The sequence below is a fragment of the Dolichospermum heterosporum TAC447 genome (genome assembly GCF_024584745.1).
GTDB classification, from domain to species: Bacteria; Cyanobacteriota; Cyanobacteriia; order Cyanobacteriales; family Nostocaceae; genus Dolichospermum; species Dolichospermum heterosporum.
This window is the reverse complement of sequence record NZ_CP099464.1, coordinates 2837437-2852503: the sequence shown is the minus strand read 5'-3', so window position 1 is coordinate 2852503 and position 15067 is coordinate 2837437. Positions and strand designations below refer to the sequence as shown.

The 15067-nt window shown below is 41.1% G+C and carries 15 protein-coding genes; 8 read left to right on the top strand and 7 right to left on the bottom strand.

From position 1 onward, the window contains the following. The first annotated feature begins 308 nt into the window (after positions 1-308). Positions 309-1382, top strand: coding sequence for a class II fructose-bisphosphate aldolase (fba, locus tag NG743_RS12965; protein ID WP_027403190.1), 1074 nt, complete (start codon positions 309-311; stop codon positions 1380-1382). A 646-nt stretch (positions 1383-2028) separates the two neighbouring features. Next, entirely contained in the window at positions 2029-2499 is a 471-nt protein-coding gene (locus NG743_RS12960) for a DUF29 domain-containing protein (RefSeq protein ID WP_257122093.1), read from the top strand. 149 nt (positions 2500-2648) lie between these two features. On the opposite strand, the gene NG743_RS12955 is transcribed toward NG743_RS12960, so the two are convergent. Together NG743_RS12955 and NG743_RS12950 are read right to left on the bottom strand one after the other, a co-directional pair. Beyond that, positions 2649-2855 (bottom strand): hypothetical protein, encoded by a 207-nt coding sequence (locus NG743_RS12955; protein ID WP_035082546.1) that lies wholly within the window; start codon positions 2853-2855, stop codon positions 2649-2651. A gap of 90 nt (positions 2856-2945) precedes the next feature. Continuing rightward, on the bottom strand, positions 2946-3746 hold the full coding sequence (locus NG743_RS12950; protein WP_257122092.1) for a hypothetical protein: 801 nt from the start codon (positions 3744-3746) through the stop codon (positions 2946-2948). A 124-nt stretch (positions 3747-3870) separates the two neighbouring features. Between NG743_RS12950 and cobU the strand changes: the two genes are divergently transcribed. From cobU to NG743_RS12920, 6 genes are all read left to right on the top strand, one after another. Then, positions 3871-4416 (top strand): bifunctional adenosylcobinamide kinase/adenosylcobinamide-phosphate guanylyltransferase, encoded by a 546-nt coding sequence (gene cobU, locus NG743_RS12945; protein WP_257122091.1) that lies wholly within the window; start codon positions 3871-3873, stop codon positions 4414-4416. Between the two features lie 214 nt (positions 4417-4630). Continuing rightward, positions 4631-4903: a UPF0367 protein family gene (locus NG743_RS12940; protein WP_027403185.1), complete on the top strand. Its 273-nt coding sequence runs from the start codon at positions 4631-4633 to the stop codon at positions 4901-4903. A 14-nt stretch (positions 4904-4917) separates the two neighbouring features. Beyond that, positions 4918-5586, top strand: a complete 669-nt coding sequence (locus NG743_RS12935; RefSeq protein WP_027403184.1) for an ABC transporter ATP-binding protein — start codon at positions 4918-4920, stop codon at positions 5584-5586. Between the two features lie 586 nt (positions 5587-6172). Then, the gene (locus tag NG743_RS12930; protein ID WP_257122090.1) at positions 6173-7816 is read left to right on the top strand and encodes a dipeptide ABC transporter ATP-binding protein; all 1644 of its coding nucleotides are present in this window, start codon (positions 6173-6175) and stop codon (positions 7814-7816) included. A gap of 75 nt (positions 7817-7891) precedes the next feature. Further along, positions 7892-8611, top strand: coding sequence for a class I SAM-dependent methyltransferase (locus NG743_RS12925; RefSeq protein ID WP_257122089.1), 720 nt, complete (start codon positions 7892-7894; stop codon positions 8609-8611). An 81-nt stretch (positions 8612-8692) separates the two neighbouring features. Continuing rightward, positions 8693-9184, top strand: a complete 492-nt coding sequence (locus NG743_RS12920) for a GNAT family N-acetyltransferase (protein ID WP_027403181.1) — start codon at positions 8693-8695, stop codon at positions 9182-9184. Here NG743_RS12920 and NG743_RS12915 read toward each other — a convergent pair. The 5 genes from NG743_RS12915 to NG743_RS12895 form a co-directional block, all read right to left on the bottom strand. Continuing rightward, positions 9155-9784 carry a nucleotidyltransferase family protein gene (locus NG743_RS12915; RefSeq protein ID WP_257122088.1) on the bottom strand — a complete coding sequence of 210 codons (630 nt, stop codon included), beginning with the start codon at positions 9782-9784 and terminating at the stop codon, positions 9155-9157. The two genes, NG743_RS12920 and NG743_RS12915, sit on opposite strands and share 30 nt — an antisense overlap. Beyond that, positions 9781-10932 (bottom strand): XdhC family protein, encoded by a 1152-nt coding sequence (locus NG743_RS12910; protein WP_193963001.1) that lies wholly within the window; start codon positions 10930-10932, stop codon positions 9781-9783. The genes NG743_RS12915 and NG743_RS12910 overlap by 4 nt, the downstream gene beginning before the upstream one ends. A gap of 220 nt (positions 10933-11152) precedes the next feature. Continuing rightward, positions 11153-13282, bottom strand: a complete 2130-nt coding sequence (locus NG743_RS12905; RefSeq protein WP_257122087.1) for a xanthine dehydrogenase family protein molybdopterin-binding subunit — start codon at positions 13280-13282, stop codon at positions 11153-11155. Continuing rightward, complete coding sequence (locus tag NG743_RS12900; RefSeq protein WP_257122086.1) at positions 13279-14274, bottom strand: FAD binding domain-containing protein; 996 nt, start codon at positions 14272-14274, stop codon at positions 13279-13281. Before NG743_RS12900 ends, NG743_RS12905 begins: the two co-directional genes overlap by 4 nt. After that, positions 14274-14990 (bottom strand): 2Fe-2S iron-sulfur cluster-binding protein, encoded by a 717-nt coding sequence (locus NG743_RS12895; protein ID WP_027403176.1) that lies wholly within the window; start codon positions 14988-14990, stop codon positions 14274-14276. Before NG743_RS12895 ends, NG743_RS12900 begins: the two co-directional genes overlap by 1 nt. Between the last annotated feature and the right edge of the window lie 77 nt (positions 14991-15067).

Sequence of the window (15067 nt, the reverse complement as noted above, 5' to 3'; positions counted from 1 at the left end):
GTGTAATGATGAAAAAGATTTTTGTATTGGGAAAGAAAACTTCTTTACTCTTTACTCTTGCCTCTTGCCTTGCTATAACGACAATTTTCAACGCCAACCTACTTACCTGAGTTCGACATAAGTTTACACAGACATTACATAGCTTGAGAATATCAGCCGATAAAGTTTCTTAACAAAAGCGATCGCTACTAGTTATAATTTTCTGTAAGTTGAAAAAAACATTAAGATTAGCGTAAAAATTACATTAAAATAAAGATTACGCTTCTATTAAACTGACTAGCTAAATACCCAAATTAGGAGGAATATATATGGCTCTCGTACCAATGCGGTTGCTTTTGGATCATGCTGCTGAACACGGTTATGGTATCCCCGCTTTTAACGTCAACAACTTAGAGCAGATTCAAGCAATCATGAAGGCTGCGGTTGACACAGATAGCCCCGTAATCTTACAAGCTTCTCGCGGCGCTCGTAATTATGCCGGGGAAAACTTCCTCCGTCACCTGATTTTGGCTGCGGTAGAAACCTATCCTCAGATTCCCATTGTCATGCACCAAGATCATGGTAATGCTCCTTCTACCTGCTACTCAGCGATGAAGAACAACTTCACCAGCGTGATGATGGATGGTTCTTTGGAAGCTGACGCTAAAACCCCTGCCAGCTTTGAATATAACGTTAGAGTTACCAGCGAAGTTGTCAACGTCGCTCACGCTTTGGGTGTCAGTGTTGAAGGTGAACTAGGCTGTTTGGGTTCTCTAGAAACTGGCGCTGGTGAAGCTGAAGATGGTCACGGTTTTGAAGGTACACTAGACCATTCTCAACTGTTAACTGACCCTGATGAAGCTGTTGAATTCGTAGAAGCAACTCAAGTAGATGCTTTGGCTGTGGCTATCGGTACAAGTCATGGTGCTTACAAGTTTACTCGTAAGCCTACAGGTGAAATTTTGGCTATTAGCCGCATTGAAGAAATTCACCGCCGTTTACCTAACACCCACTTGGTAATGCACGGTTCTTCTTCTGTACCTGAAGATTTGATTGCACTGATTAACCAACATGGTGGTGCTATTCCTGAAACCTACGGTGTACCTGTGGAAGAAATCCAAAAAGGTATCAAGAGTGGTGTGCGTAAGGTAAATATTGACACTGATAACCGTTTGGCTATTACTGCGGCTGTGCGTGAAGCTTTGGCTTCTAATCCCAAGGAATTTGATCCTCGTCACTTCCTCAAGCCTTCTATTGTATATATGCAAAAGGTTTGTGCTGACCGTTATGTACAATTTGGTACTGCTGGTAACGCAAGCAAGATTAAGCAAGTCTCTTTAGAAGATTATGCTGCTAAGTATGCTAAAGGCGATTTGGTCATGAGAGCGGCTGCTAAGGTTTAATCTTTTTCAGTCATAAATTAGGGTATAGCATGGCTATGCCCTTACAAGAATAAACCAGGTGGCGTTAAAGTCTCCTGGTTTTATTAATTAATGTGATAGACTTAAGTAATAGCAGTAAGTAAGGCTATTTGTGTCAGTAACCCAGCCCTAAAGGGACTGGGCTTGTAAGAGTAATCAAGCAAGCCGTACTGACCAGACCACCCTGAGCGTCTTGCCCTGAGCGAAGTCGAAGGGAGTCGAAGGGTAGCCGTTATTTGAGTCACGACACCTCGGAATGCGTTCGCGCCAGCGTGCCGTCAGGCATAGCTAGTTCCCCGCTCTGTCATTTGCAGTTAAACAGTTTTAAGGTCACTGAAACAGTATTGCAAGTCTAAAAAGCTTTTATAACTGGTCGTTCGCGCAGCGTGCCGTAGGCATCAGCTAACATTACCCCAGAAATGGGAGGCTCTTTGGAGCAAAACATTATGCGTACAGAGTTAGAGAATTTGAATCGGTAATTGTCCCGTTGAAAGTACATCACAAAAGTACCCCGAATTTCCTAACTCCAAGGCGGTAATGAAAAAAGATTCAAAGCGGTTAAAACCGCCCGTTTCGTTTCCCTCTCAGGGAGCCAAGCCGCTGAGTTTCCCATTTACCGGGTATTCTTATGACTACCAATTTACAATCTACATCCTTGAGTAGTTATCTTTATAATCAGGATTATTGTTTATGGCTAGAAACGACAGCTAAGTTATTGCGTAATCATCAATTAGATCACGTTGATTTTGAGCATTTGATTGAAGAAATAGAGGACATGGGGAAAGAGAAAAAACGTGAACTTAAAAACCGACTCATAGTTTTACTCATGCACTTACTCAAGTACCAATATCAATCTGAAAAACGTTCTTCTAGTTGGGTGAGGACAATTTGGGAACAATTTTATCAAATTGAATCTTTATTAGAAGATAGTCCCAGCCTTAAACCTTATTATTTAGAAATATTTTCTGATTGTTACTTAAAAGCAGTTCGTGCGGCCAGCACTGAAACTAAATTACCTATTAATTCTTTTCCCACAGAGTCTTCTTTTCTCGCTGATGATCTGACTAATCCTGATTTTATCACTATGCAATTAAGTTAAGAAATGTAACTGCAAATTCAGTTTCTTTAATTGATTGCAATGGGTAAGCTGTTACGCAGCTAAATTTGATAACCATAATTTACTTGAACTTTGTAGTGCGGGCATCTTGCCCGCTAGAATTATACAAACTAAATGCACAACAGCTTAATCTATTGGGGAAAAAAGGCCAAAAAATAGGGGGAAGTTGAACTTTCCCCCTGGTTATTGTTGTGATGATCATTTGGCTTGTGATTGTCTTTGAGTTTCTGTCTGAGCATTTGTCTTTGTTTTTTCAGTTGCCGTTTTCTAGCAGAACCACCTCGACCTTTATCGTTTCTGCCTTCTTGACGCGGGGATTCCCAGCGTTTTAGTCGCATAGTTTTTATTGGTAAAGTTTCACGATGTAGTTCTACAGTAACATGGTTTTTCCTCAATGGCTACTGTATTTTGCCGTAGGGAGAAAATATTTAACTTTGCTGAATATGACTATGTAACATGACTAAGGTTTCTGCTAATTGACTCAAGCGATTTTCTAGGTCTTGTTTGCGTCCTAAAAGTTGTCGTAATCTTTGGTGACGGGCGATCGCTATACTAACACTAGGAACTTGTTCAACTGGACAGGGACGAGACCACACTTGACCGGCTGTATCTACTCCACATAATCGGTAGTCAGTGTGTAGTGGTTTATGAGATTCTTTTTCACTACTAGCACAGATTTCTTCGACATAGTTCATGAGACGCTCTACTTCTGCATGGCGCAATGCGGCTGTTCCTACTGTTTCTGGTTCTTGAACATTAGATTCCAACCAACCATTAATAATTGGTCCTTCCAAGTAAATATCCTGAATCTGCTGTATTATTTTTTGTAGTTCTAGTTGCCAATCAGCTACTTTGTCTTGAATTTCTTGGAGCATATTCATGGCCAGTGCTGGGTTAGCGCTGTGACGATGATTGCTGAATGATGGAGTTTTAAATTTCGGGAGAGTTGGCGTTTTTTCTCCATTGTCTTGGGCTGGAAAGGCTGAGACGGAATTATGGTGAGGAAATAAATTTGCCTCTGGAGTTTCATGAATAACTGGATCTGCTTCTAAGTTACTATTATAGGCTTGGGTTGTCTTTTGGGAATTTTCTGGAGATTCCTGGGGACCGATACTAATGCGAAAGGAAAAGGAACGTTTGCTTTCTTCACCTGGTTCTGTGGTGACATCATCATTGCGAGTTTTTAAATCATGCAGCGTAGCCTCTATCCGTTTTAGCCCTGGTTTCATAAGCATATCCTAAAATTTATGGTCTTTGGCAAGAAAGAATTCAGGAGTACAGAAAGGTGTTGATTTTGGGGATACTTGATTTAACTCGTGTATTCTTCCTGATGAAACATTATATTATCAAATAATGGGGAAAATAATTTTGGTGACAGGTGCAGCCCGCTCTGGTAAAAGTGAATGGGCGGAAGATTTGGCGATAAAGTCGGAAAAAAATGTTGTCTACATTGCCACAGCTACACAAAATCCTGATGATCTAGAATGGCAAGAACGCATTCAAAAACATCAACAACGCCGTCCTCAAGATTGGATAACTCTTGCTGTCCCTGTGGAACTAACTGCTGCTTTGGCTCAATCTCAGCCGCATACTTGCCTGTTGGTGGATTCTTTAGGAACTTGGGTGGCTAATTTTCTGGAGGAGGAGGATTTAGTTTGGGAAAATATTGTGGGGGAGTTTCTGGCAATTCTGCCGTTAGTGGCTGCTGATGTCATATTTGTGGGGGAAGAAACAGGTTGGGGTGTAGTTCCAGCTTATCCTCTAGGGCGCAAATTCCGCGATCGCCTGGGCGCTTTAGTGAGACAATTAGGGACAATCTGTGAACCTGTTTATTTGGTGACGGGTGGTCATGCCTTGAATTTGAGTTTATTAGGTGTAGCATTACCAGTAGCTAAATAGGGAGTGGGGGGAGTGGGGGGAGTGGGGGGAGTGGGGGGAGTAGGGGAAGTGGGGGAAGTGGGGGGAGTAGGGGAAGTGGGGGGAGTGGGGGAAGTGGGGGGAGTGGGGGAAGTGGGGGAAGTGGGGGGAATATTTCTTCCCAATGACTAATGACTAATGACTAATGACTAATGACGCTAGAATAGGTCTTAAAGTGAAAATTCATTAATTCTAAATGTTTACCATTGACTTAAGCATCAGAAATACTGCTTTCCCTATATCAGTACAACGTAAGTCTACTGAAGATGCCGAGGCTGTTTACCAGCTAATTTTGGCGGCAATGCGTTCTGGAAATCCTGATATTGTGGAACTCAAGTGCGAAGGCAAAACAGAGAAAAAAATTGCTGTCCGTGCTAGTGAAATTTCGGGAGTCCAGATTATCCAAAAAGATAGTGCGGCTACTAGCAGTGGTAGAGCGCCTGGCTTTGCTGCTTTTACTGCTGAATAACACAAGGTATAAACATGACAGCAGTAGGCATTGAAGTTAATAATTTAAACTTCTTTTGGCCTAATGGGGAGCAAGTGATCAAATCTTGCTCTCTTCAAGTACCTAAAGGTGAGTTTTGGATGCTTCTGGGGACAAATGGCAGTGGTAAATCTACGCTTCTGAGATTAATAGCGGGTTTATTAGCTCCTCAATCTGGGGAAGTTAAGATTTCACCTGCTGTTGGTTTTGTGTTCCAAAATCCTGATCATCAATTGGTAATGCCAACGGTTGGTGCTGATGTGGCTTTTGGATTGGTGGCGGAAAAGTTACAACCGGCGATGGTGAAGGCTAGGGTTGAGGAGGCTTTGGGGGCGGTAAATTTATTGTCTCTACAGCGACGACCTATTTACGCGCTTTCTGGTGGACAAAAACAACGGGTAGCTATTGCTGGAGCGATCGCTCGTCATTGTGATGTTTTATTATTAGATGAACCTACTGCTTTACTAGATCCAGATAGTCAACTCGATTTAGTGGCTAGTGTCCGTAATCTCGTTAAAAGTCGTGGCATTACGGCATTATGGGTAACTCATCGCTTAGAAGAGTTAAATTACTGTGATGGTGCTTTTTTATTGGAAAAGGGTTGTTTAGTTGATTCCGGTGAAGCCGAACGTCTTAAACAGCGATTAATTCAAGTACATCAATAGACAGGAGGTAGGGGCGCAGGGCCTGCGCCCAGTCAGGAGTTCAGGATGAAGAAGGAATAAGTAATGGGACGGAATTAATTATACTAAACACGGTTGAGACATGGACTTTTACAAAATTACGAAAAACCTAGATTTGTGGGGGTTTAGCAGTGTTTAATGGTGTCAACTTAAGCTCAAATCCCTACCACATCTCGTTCCTAGTCTCTGACTAGGAATGCTATTACAGAGGCTCTGCCTCTAATAAGCTGTTACGCAGCTAAATTTGATAACCATAATTTACTTGAACTTTGTAGTGCGGGCATCTTGCCCGCTAGAATTATACAAACTAAATGCACAACAGCTTATCATTGAAGGCAGAGCCTTCTAGAATTCATTCCCAGTCAGAGACTGGGAATGAGATGACTTGAGTTCTTTGCGGGATAGATGTTTTACGTTAAGTTGACACATATCAGCACTGCTAAACCCCTACCCACAGAATCAAATTATTAAGCCGTGTTGAGTATACACAATTGATTTTTCTGTTCCCTGTTCCCTCTCTCAACGAGTGAATTTAATTTTGTCCAACTATTTATTTAATTAATTAATTATGAATGAAGCTTTATTTAGTGTTGAAAATCTCCGTGTAGCTTATCCTCGACGTGGTGAAGAGGTGGAAAGCTGGGCGGTTGATGATGTATCTTTTATTCTTCAGCCTGGGGAAAAAATGGGATTGGTGGGAGAGTCCGGTTGTGGAAAATCTACGATTGGACGAGCAATAATGCGTTTATTGCCTAATTCCAGTCGCACGGAAGGATTGGTGAAATTTCAGGGGCAATCTGTATTGGATTTGACACCAGCGCAAATGCAAAAGTTTCGTGGTGAAGCAGTGGCTTTGATTTTTCAAGATCCCATGACTCGCCTTGACCCGTTGATGACAATTGGCAATCATTGTATTGAAACTTTACAAGCTCATGCACCGGAGTTATCCAAACAGCAAGCGAAAGAAAAGGCTTTAGCGACTTTGGAAAAGGTGAAAATTCCTGCTAGTCGTTGGAGTCAATATCCCCATGAGTTTAGTGGGGGAATGCGTCAACGGGTAGCTATTGCTTTGGCTTTGCTGTTGAGTCCTAAGTTAATTGTGGCGGATGAACCAACTACAAGTTTAGATGTGACTGTTTCTGCTCAAATTCTCCAAGAACTAACGCGATTGTGTGGGGAAGAAAACATGGGATTATTATTGATTTCCCATGATTTGGCAATGGTGGGGGAATATTGCGATCGCATTGGAGTTATGTATCAGGGTAAAATTGTGGAAATGGGGAAAACGGCAACTGTATTTGCTCATCCTCAACATGAATATACTCAGTCTTTATTAAAAGCAGCTTTATATATTCAAAAGGAAGAGGGAACAGGGAAGAGGGAACAGGGAACAGAAAAGGTAAATCCCATTTTAAAAATTACAGAACTTAAACAGCATTACACCATAGAACCGAATTTTATTGAACGGATATTTAAAGAAGAAGGACAAACAATTAAAGCCGTAGATGGAATTAATTTAGAATTGTATGCTGGGGAGATTTTAGGCTTAGTGGGAGAGTCTGGTTGTGGAAAAAGTACACTTTCGAGAACCATCTTACAGTTGATTAGTCCCACATCGGGAAAAGTCGAATTTTTAGGACAGGAATTAACCAGGTTATCCCGTCAAGAAATCCGTTCTTCCCGTAGACAAATCCAAATGATCTTTCAAGATCCTCATGCTTGTTTAAATCCAGCTATGACGGTAGGACAAAGTATAGCAGATCCTTTATTAATTCATAATTTAGCTAATTCTGAAAAAGCGAAAGAACAGGTTTTATGGATGTTGGAAAAAGTGGGATTAACCCCCGCCGAATTATATTATCACCGTTATCCCGCCGATTTATCTGGGGGACAACAACAACGGGTAGCCATAGCCAGAGCTTTAATTACTCGTCCCAAACTGATAATATGTGATGAACCAGTGAGTATGTTAGATGCCAGCGTGCAAACACAAGTTCTTGATTTGATGTTACAACTCAAAGCAGAATTTGATTTAACCTATTTGTTTATTACCCATGATTTGTGGTTAGCAAGATTTTTGTGCGATCGCATCGCCGTAATGAATGGTGGTAAAATAGTAGAACTAGGACAGACTAAACAAATTTTTGCTCACCCCCAACATCCCTACACCCAAACCCTCTTAGCTGCTGCCCCTCTCCTAGCAAAAGCGTGACAGCGCAGGGCCTGCGCCCATCAATCATAAATAAGGACGAAGAAATAATAAAATCACCAATCACCAAAGTAATAAATGTCTAAAAATTCACCCCCTAATTTTTATAAAACAAATACCTATTCCTCAGACAAATGGCAAGAGAGAATAGCACAAGTAGCATATCGCTTTAATCGCCAATATCAAAATCAGAAATTTGAATTACCCGACGAAGTTCAAGAAATGCCAATATATAAAGAATGGATTAATGGCAGATTAAGCGAGAGAATAGTTTCACCATTTTGGGAAATTGCTCAACCTCAAAAAAACGAACATTGTTTAGATATTGGTTGTGGTGTTAGCTTTTTAATCTATCCTTGGAGAGATTGGCAAGCATTCTTTTATGGGCAAGAAATTAGTAATATAGCAAGAGATGGTCTTAACTCTCGCGGTTCACAGTTAAATTCAAAATTATTCAAAGGTGTGGAATTGGGACCATCCCACCATTTAAATTATCCTGAAGATCAATTTGATTTAATAATTGCCACAGGCTTTAGTTGTTATTTTCCTCTAGAATATTGGCAAGCCGTTTTAGTCGAAGTCAAACGAGTATTAAAACCAGGGGGACATTTTGTATTTGATATTCTTAATTCCGAACAGCCTTTAGCAGAAGATTGGGCTGTACTAGAAACCTATTTGGGTGCGGAGGTGTTTCTCGAAACTGTTACAGAATGGGAAAAAACCATTAAAGCTGGGGGTGCTAAAATCGTCAAAAGACAATTAGGAGAATTATTCGAGTTGTACAAAGTCCGGTTTTAAGATAAAATTATCGAATAAATGGCCTCTTAACGCTGTATTATTTGGAAAGATTTTATCAAGAATTTTGCCCAAATAGCCGCAATGATGATCCGCCATGCCCTAGAATCTGATTTACCCGCCATTGTCGCCATTTACAACGCTGCTGTTCCTAGCCGCATGGCTACCGCTGACTTAGAACCTGTGTCTGTGGAAAGTCGTATGGCTTGGTTTAAAGGAAGAGTCCCCTCAAAGTTTCCCCTATGGGTAATGGAAACGGAAGGGGTAATTGCTGGATGGTTGAGTTTTCAATCATTCTACGGTAGACCAGCTTACTATGCCACAGCGGAGCTTAGTATTTATATTTCTCCAAATTTTCAAGGACGTGGTTTAGGAAAACAACTTTTAGAAAAAGCTATTCAGGAAAGTCCCAGTTTAGGTTTAAAGACTTTAGTTGGTTTTATTTTTGCTCATAATCAACCCAGTTTAAAGTTATTTGCTTGGTTTGGTTTTCAAGCTTGGGGAAATTTACCGAAAATTGCTGATTTAGACGGAGTGGAACGGGATTTAATGATTTTGGGTTTGCGGGTGATGTAGGCATGAATTATGCTCAATTTGTTGATAATCATTAGGTGTATCAATATCAATTGCCCCCAAAGGAAAGGGAATACTAAAAACTTCGTGATAGTGGTTTCTAATTAATTTCTTCGCGCCTACATCTTCAGTTAAATTTGCTAATTTTGAGAAAAAACTCTGATTAAATAAAACGGGTACACCTAATGTATTTGCATATTCACAAGCAATAATAGGTTTCTTTGTATTATAGTATTTTGAGACTAAATTATTGATAATGTCAGCAGAAAGAAACGGTTGGTCACAAACAGTAATAACTACTGCATCTATATTTTGATAATCAGTGATAATTGATGAAATTCCTCGACGAATTGAAGAACTCATTCCTAAATGCCAATCTGGATTTTCAACTATTTTAATATCAGATTCGCTAATTTGAGAACGGATATTTTCTGCATTTGCTCCCAATACTACTACTATAGGTTTGCACACCGAAGCAACTGCATTTTCAATTGTATGCCTCAGTAAGCTACTTCCTTGATAGGGTAAGAGTTGTTTTGGTCTACCCATGCGAGTTGATGCCCCTGCGGCTAGAATAATTATAGCAATATTTGATTTAGTCATTGTTCAATTTTAATTTCTTGCATCTGATTTCGAGAGTAAATTGGTTCATTGCGATCTTTTAAAAAACCACCATTACGACTTTTAAGTATAGCTTGAATTTCTGTAATTATAGATAATGCTATTGTTTCTGGTGTATCTGCACCAATATCTAAACCCACAGGAGTATATAACTTTTGTAATAGTTCTGGTGTTTGTTCTATTCCTTCAGTTAGTAAATCATTTAATAATCTTGCAGTTCGCTGTTTTGATCCTAAACAACCTAAATATTTCAAATTAGATGGTATTAGCAATTTCAAAATTTCTAAATCATCAAAATAATTATGATTCATGACCACAGCAATAGTATTTTCTTTGATAGATATATGTTGATGAACAATTTCCCGATGAGTTAGGATCACGTTATTAGCCATCATAAAACGTTCCTTGGTTGCTTCAATAGCACGACAATCAATAATAGTAACTTGCCAACCTAAAGCTTTAGCAAACTCTACAACTGGTACAGCATCACGACCTGCACCAAAAATAATTAGGTGTGGGAGAGGCTGAATGAATTCAATAAAAACATTAACTTCACCTGATAAAAGTTGATATTTATGAAAACTTGAATATTGATTTTTTAATGCCGATTTAACATCTTTAATTAAGGATTGAGTTAAACTAGATTCAGCAATGTTAGTATTTATATTCCCGTCAGAATTGAGAATTAATCGCGCTCCTAACTGGACATTAATATTACCCTCAACACTAAAAATAGTGGCAATAATTCCTGGTTTTTGATTGTTAAAACATTGATGAATAAAAGTTAATGGATTAAGTGAATCATCTTGATAAAGACACTCAATCAAAACATCTACCACACCATTACAACCCAAACCAAATCCCCAAATAATATCTTCATCAGCATTGGTGTCATAAGTAACCAGTTTTGGCTGACCATCTGTGATTAAGCGAGTATGTTGAAATACATCATTTTCCAGACAACCACCACTGATAGTTCCCACCATTTTACCTGTTGACGTGATCAACATTCGCGCTCCCGGTTGACGATAGCTAGAACCTTGAACATTGACAACAGTTGCGAGAAAAACTGGTTCACTATTGTCTTGACTGTCTAAAAATGCTGTAATAATAGAATTTATCTCTTTCATATTTTTGCAGTATCCTCATTTGGGAAACTGGTTTAATAAATTACATGAATTTTAGTCTCACGCAAAGGCGCAAAGACGCAAAGGTCAGAGTTTTAAAGGTTTAATTTGGGAATTTCATACCTTAGTTCAGCAACGCCAAATCCTAAAGCTCCCTCTGCGCCTCTGCGCCTCTGCGTGAGAAAAAAAGAAATTGATTCCCACACAGAGGCAAAACACACAGCTAAATTAACTTATCCGGCGTAATTGGTAACTCACGAATCCGTTTACCCGTAGCATGATAAACAGCATTAGCGATCGCTGGTGAAACACCCGTAATGCCAATTTCACCCACACCACGCACCCCAGCAGAATTAAAATTCAGATCAGGTTCACCCACAAAAGAAACTTCAATGCGGGGAATATCTGCATGAGTTGGGTAATGATAGGTAGCCAAATCATAAACCACCGGATAACCGATATTGGGATCAAACTGGCAATCCTCCATTAAAGCGTGACCAATCCCCATAATTACAGCCCCCCGCACTTGAGAAGCGGCAGTTTTAGCATTCATCACCTTGCCAATATTCATCACAGACACCCACCGCGTCACCTGTAAGCGGCCGATTTCTTCATCTAGGCTGATTTCGCAAAAATGTGCGCCCCAGGACTGGAAAGCCCATTTTTTAGCTTCCTCACCCGGTGCAGAAGAACCCGTCGCTTCAAAAGCCGCCCGTTGGGACTGACGCAGACTTGTAAACGCCTCTTGGGCAGTTTTCGCTTGGGCAGTTTTCAGCACCTCCTCACAGGCCGTCATCACTGCTGGTATAAGACTTGCCGTCATTTGCGAACCACCAGCAAGACCACCGTTAGGGAATAAAGAATCACCCAATTCCACCCGCACCTTTTCCACTGGTAGCCCTAAAGCATTGGCCGCCGTACTGGCAACAATGGTATAAGCACCCGTACCCATATCATTACCACTGGTGAGAACATGAGCAGTACCATCTGCTAATAACCTGACTTTTACCGAAGCTGAACTTCTTAAACCGGGAAAAGTGGAAGCAGCCATACCCCAGCCGATGAGTTTACCGTCGCGGGATAAAGAACGGGGTTTTTGAGTTCGATTTTCCCAACCAAATTGTTTTGCACCCACCTGCAAGCATTCCGCAAAATGTTTTGCAGAGAAAGGTAAACCCCGGCTTTGATGTTCCTTTGTTTCGTTCTTTAACCGTAATTCTACGGGGTCTATGCCCAATTCCCAGGCTAATTCATCCATTGCGGACTCTAAAGCATACAAACCGGGATTTTCCCCAGGCGCTCGCATAAAGGTAGGTGTACCAATATTCATGACTCCTATTTGTTGGGATGTTCGCAAATTCGGAGTAGCATACATTGCCGGGGTAATACCTGTACAGGGTTCAGAAAAAACATCTACAGGGGAAGTATAAGATTTTGCTGTATGTTCAATTCCCTGCAAACTACCATCAGTTTTAGCAGCTAAACTAATAGTTTGCTCAGTTTGCGAACGGTGTCCCGCATTTGCTGTCATTTGTCGCCGACTGAGAACCACTTTCAGCGGACGCTGAAGTTTTCGCGCTGCTGCGGCACAGAGAATAGCGTGTGGCCAGGGAAAGGCTTTAGAACCAAATCCTCCGCCTAAAAATGGCGTAATAATTCTTACCTGTTCTGGAGCAAGTCCAAATAATTCTGAATATGTGCGTTGGCTACCCCCTACCCATTGAGTCGGTTCATAGACTGTCAGGGAGTTGGAATTTTGCCACTGGGCAATAATGGCATGAGGTTCCATGGGTGCGTGGAGTTCCGTCGCTGTTTTGTAGGTAGCGGTAATTTTCGCTGCTGCACCTGCCATTGCATCCGTTGAATTACCAGTAGCAAAACTACCCTTGGCAAATTTCAAGTCTTCCCCAAACATGGAGGGAGCATTTTTTAAGGTAACTTTTTGGGGATCTAAAATTGGTTTTTGGCTAGTATATTCAACTTTAACTAAATGTGCTGCTGCCTTTGCTTGTTCAAAGGTTTCTGCTACTACTAAACCGATAATTTGCCCGGCATAATGAATTGTGTCATCTGCTAATGGTAGTCGCGCTTCGTAAATTTTAGAATTGACAAAATTATTGCTAGGCTTAGAAATTTTGGGGGCATTTTTATGGGTGAAAATGGCAATTACACCGGGATATTTTGCTGCTGTTTGGGTGTTGACACTTTTTATTTTTCCACTGGAAATACTAGCAGTTATTAAATAACCATGAACTAAATTTGGTATTTGATGTTCGGCGGCATAGGTGGCTGTACCTGTTACTTTTGCCTGTCCATCTTTACGATTAATATTGGTTGTAGTTATTTTATTCATGCTATACCTCCTCCTTGAGCCGAAACCGTGAGAGCGCGACGAATTGCCCGTTTTGTTAGTTCAATTTTATAACCGTTATGAGCTAAAGGTTTTGCTCCCTGTAAAGCGATATTTGCCGCTTGGGTAAATGTGGAAATATCTGCTGGTTTACCAATTAAAAACTTTTCTGCTTCTACTGCTCGCCAAGGTTTATGGGCGACTCCACCCATTGCTAAACGAGCATCTTTGATTTTTTCCCCAGCAATTTCTAAAGCCGCCGCTACAGATATTAAAGCAAAAGAATAGGAAGTGCGATCGCGCAGTTTTAAATAAACTCCTGATTTCGCAAAAGCTAAAGGTGGTAAAATCACAGAAGTAATTAATTCTCCTGGCTGTAAATTACTATCTTTTTCTGGTGTATTTCCTGGCAAGCGATGGAAATCTCCAAAGGGAATTTGTCTTTTACCTTGAGGTCCTTCCACTTCTACCACCGCATCTAAAGCCGCCAATGCCACACACATATCAGAAGGATGAACTGCGACACATTGATCACTTGCAGCGAGTATTGCGTGCATTCGATTTATCCCCGTTGCTGCTGGGCATCCAGTTCCTGGCTCACGTTTATTACAAGCAAAAGCAGTATCGTAATAATAAGGGCAACGAGTTTTTTGTAAGAGATTACCACCGACTGTGGCCATATTGCGAATTTGTTGAGATGCACCAGACAGAATTGCCCTAGTTAACATCGGGTAATCACGGCGAATATCAGTATGATCAGCTACAGCCGTATTTGTCACCAACGCCCCTAACCGCAGACTACCATTAGCCATTTTTTCGATCTTCTGCATCTGTAGGCGGGAGATGTCAATTAGTTGTGATGGCTCGTTCACAAAGGCTTTGAGACGATCAACTAAATTTGTACCGCCACCAATAAACATAGCATTTTGGTCAGCAACGGCTCGGTTGACGGCATCTTTTACCGTGGTAGCGCGAATATAAGTGAAGTTATTCATTATACTGATACTCCCTGGGATTCACTGGTAATGATATTTGCCATTGGCGAAGGAGGTTTTTGGCCAATTGCTTGTTGAACTGCGGCGACAATTCCGTTATAAGCACTACACCGACAAAGATTCCCACTTAATCGTTCTTTAATTTCCGCTGTCGAGAGTTGAGCTAATTGGGGAGGAGCTTGTAAATCTGAGGTGACTACACTAGCACAACCGCGTTTAACTTCCTCTAGCAGTGCCACAGAGGCGCAAATTTGCCCTGGTGTACAGTAACCACACTGAAAGCCATCGTTGTCAATAAAGGCTATTTGCATGGGGTGGAGACTATCACCGCTGGCTAGTCCTTCAATGGTGACAATTTTTTTGCCTTCCTGCATGACTGCCAAAGAAAGACAAGAATATACTCGTTCACCATCAATCAGCACAGTACACGCGCCGCACTGTCCATGATCACAGCCTTTTTTACTACCAACTAATCCTAAACGTTCCCGCAGGGCATCCAGGAGAGTCACACGCGGCTCAATAATGAGGGGGCGTTGTTCACCATTAACATTGAGTGTTATATTCATCTCGCCGTTGCCTCCTAGAGTAGTTTCTTTGGCTGCACTTTCTTGAGTCAGCAATGCAGGAACAGTAATAGCCGCCCCGGCTGCGGTGAATGCTTGTCCGAGAAACCCACGTCGGGATGTTTTCCCTGGTTTCTGGTTAGATTGTTCCATAATTGGGAATTGATAACAATATTACTGATGATATAGCAGGAGTCATGATGTAGGAGCGCAGAGTCAAAAGAGATCGC

Bases quoted from the DNA above. Each gene is read 5' to 3' on its own strand.
- fba (WP_027403190.1), top strand. From the start codon at position 309: ATGGCTCTCGTACCAATGCGGTTGCTTTTGGATCATGCTGCTGAACAC.
- NG743_RS12960 (WP_257122093.1), top strand. From the start codon at position 2,029: ATGACTACCAATTTACAATCTACATCCTTGAGTAGTTATCTTTATAAT.
- NG743_RS12955 (WP_035082546.1), bottom strand. From the start codon at position 2,855: ATGCGACTAAAACGCTGGGAATCCCCGCGTCAAGAAGGCAGAAACGAT.
- NG743_RS12950 (WP_257122092.1), bottom strand. From the start codon at position 3,746: ATGAAACCAGGGCTAAAACGGATAGAGGCTACGCTGCATGATTTAAAA.
- cobU (WP_257122091.1), top strand. From the start codon at position 3,871: ATGGGGAAAATAATTTTGGTGACAGGTGCAGCCCGCTCTGGTAAAAGT.
- NG743_RS12940 (WP_027403185.1), top strand. From the start codon at position 4,631: ATGTTTACCATTGACTTAAGCATCAGAAATACTGCTTTCCCTATATCA.
- NG743_RS12935 (WP_027403184.1), top strand. From the start codon at position 4,918: ATGACAGCAGTAGGCATTGAAGTTAATAATTTAAACTTCTTTTGGCCT.
- NG743_RS12930 (WP_257122090.1), top strand. From the start codon at position 6,173: ATGAATGAAGCTTTATTTAGTGTTGAAAATCTCCGTGTAGCTTATCCT.
- NG743_RS12925 (WP_257122089.1), top strand. From the start codon at position 7,892: ATGTCTAAAAATTCACCCCCTAATTTTTATAAAACAAATACCTATTCC.
- NG743_RS12920 (WP_027403181.1), top strand. From the start codon at position 8,693: ATGATGATCCGCCATGCCCTAGAATCTGATTTACCCGCCATTGTCGCC.
- NG743_RS12915 (WP_257122088.1), bottom strand. From the start codon at position 9,784: ATGACTAAATCAAATATTGCTATAATTATTCTAGCCGCAGGGGCATCA.
- NG743_RS12910 (WP_193963001.1), bottom strand. From the start codon at position 10,932: ATGAAAGAGATAAATTCTATTATTACAGCATTTTTAGACAGTCAAGAC.
- NG743_RS12905 (WP_257122087.1), bottom strand. From the start codon at position 13,282: ATGAATAAAATAACTACAACCAATATTAATCGTAAAGATGGACAGGCA.
- NG743_RS12900 (WP_257122086.1), bottom strand. From the start codon at position 14,274: ATGAATAACTTCACTTATATTCGCGCTACCACGGTAAAAGATGCCGTC.
- NG743_RS12895 (WP_027403176.1), bottom strand. From the start codon at position 14,990: ATGGAACAATCTAACCAGAAACCAGGGAAAACATCCCGACGTGGGTTT.